Source organism: Mycobacterium sp. E3298, assembly GCF_001666895.1.
In the GTDB taxonomy this organism is placed as follows: domain Bacteria; phylum Actinomycetota; class Actinomycetes; order Mycobacteriales; family Mycobacteriaceae; genus Mycobacterium.
This window is the reverse complement of sequence record NZ_LZJB01000123.1, coordinates 1-1,719: the sequence shown is the minus strand read 5'-3', so window position 1 is coordinate 1,719 and position 1,719 is coordinate 1. Positions and strand designations below refer to the sequence as shown.

General features: G+C 62.8%; 2 protein-coding genes and 1 pseudogene. 2 read left to right on the top strand and 1 reads right to left on the bottom strand.

Annotated features, from left to right (window positions below):
* Positions 1 to 599 (bottom strand): annotated as a pseudogene (locus tag A9X05_RS05630) (cytochrome P450); the annotation flags it as partial.
* 249 nt (positions 600 to 848) lie between these two features.
* On the opposite strand from A9X05_RS05630, the gene A9X05_RS05625 reads away from it, so the two are divergent.
* Together A9X05_RS05625 and A9X05_RS29430 are read left to right on the top strand one after the other, a co-directional pair.
* Positions 849 to 1,043: a ferredoxin gene (locus A9X05_RS05625; protein ID WP_067748007.1), complete on the top strand. Its 195-nt coding sequence runs from the start codon at positions 849 to 851 to the stop codon at positions 1,041 to 1,043.
* Between the two features lie 494 nt (positions 1,044 to 1,537).
* Positions 1,538 to 1,719, top strand: a 182-nt coding sequence (locus A9X05_RS29430) for a PPE domain-containing protein (protein ID WP_156736234.1), incomplete at its 3' end; no start/stop codon positions are given.

Here is a 1,719-nt window from a genome sequence, read left to right as displayed (position 1 = left end):
CCGGGGTTTTGGCGGCGTTGCTGGATCGCATTGACCAGGTACTCCAACAGCAGCTGGCTCTTCTCGAGGTCGGCCTGGGTGAGGTAGGGCTTGTCGCTGACGACAGTGTCCTTCCAATCGATCAGGCGGTCGCGATCCTGGATCGGCAGGCCGTAGAGATCCATGAAGACCTGGAACGGGTACAGGTGCGCAAAGTCCGCCATCACTTCGCATTTGCCTTGGCCCGCAAGGGCGGCGATCATTTCGGCGGCGTGCCGCTCCAGCACCGGGCGGGATTTGCTCAGGCCGAGCGGACTGAAGAAGGGCTGCAGCACCTTCCGGTAACGGGTGTGCTGAGGAGGGTCGAACGCCAGTGGCAGCACGGGCAGCGGGTGACCGGGAGGCTGCAGGATCGTGGACGAGAACACCTGGGGATTGCGCAGCGCCGCCAGCACGTCCTCACGGCGGGTGATGTAGTAATGGCCGTTCATGAACACCACCGGGCCGGCGTCGCGCAACACCTTCCACCCGACGCCCCGGTCCTCGGCCATCGGTAACTTCTCGAAATCGAGGCGCGGTAGGTGGAACGTGCCTTGCTGGCCTTGGCCAGGAGTGCTCATGGGCTCTCCGCTTGTCTATCTTGATCTGCTCACCGCTGCGGCGGGGACTTCGTCGGCACCGTTTCCAGCCGGCACACCAATATCGCATGTGTCGCAATGGGACACGAATCCGATCGCGCGCCGGCGCGATGGTTTCCGGTCAACGGCTGCACGCGGCGGCGATCTTCTACACTCTAGCCAGCGACGAATCGCCGCTCGATTCGCTGACGCGACTTGCAATTCTGCGAAGCCCGGTAGGGAGGGAACCTCATGAGGGTTCGTCTCGAACAAGCCAGATGCGTGGGTCATGCCCAGTGCTACGCCGTCGACCCTGACTTGTTCCCGATTGACGAATCCGGCTATTCGATCCTCGAGGAGCATGAGGTGCGGCCCGAGGACGAGCAGCTGACCCGGGACGGCGTCGCTTCGTGCCCCGAAATGGCGCTGATCCTCGAAGAGGACTGACCGGCGCGAGGTGCCGTGCAGGCGCTATCGAGAACGATTTCAAAGCAAACCCCGAATGAACAAACAGTTGCCACAAGTGAACTGTGGTCGACAGGGAATGAACAGTGGCTGGCCTGGAATGAACAGTTGGCGTCGGGTGTCGGCGCGCCCCTGATAACGAACTAATCTCATTCACGAGCGACAGTTCGGTAAGACCGCGGACTGTCGCTCGGTTGCTGACAGCAGGGATCAATCGAGGCTAAAGGTGCACGTTGTTCCTGACCGGGTGTCCGAGAAGCGTGGCGGCAAGCCACATTTGGGCGTCAGGCACGGGATCGACAGGATGCGCCGGACAGCCCGCCGACTGGGGTGGCGGACCGAGAGGTCTGAGTCGGTGATTCCGGGCGGCCAGCGACTTACGGGTGGCGAATGCTTACGAAGCCGTGACCACGGCCACCACTGATCCGATGCGACTGCCGGGATCGCCAGCGATCCCGGCCAACTGAGGAGAACAGGTGTTTGACTTCGGGGCGTTACCGCCGGAGATCAATTCCGGTCGGATGTATGCGGGTCCGGGTTCGGGTTCGTTGATGGCGGCGTCGGCGGCGTGGGATGAGATTGCTGCTGAGGTGGCTGCGGCGGCCAGTGGGTATAGCTCGGTGATTGCGGAGTTGACGTCGGGTCCGTGGGTGGGTCC

Coding starts and splice junctions, on each gene's coding strand:
- A9X05_RS05625 (WP_067748007.1), top strand. CDS start 849: ATGAGGGTTCGTCTCGAACAAGCCAGATGCGTGGGTCATGCCCAGTGC.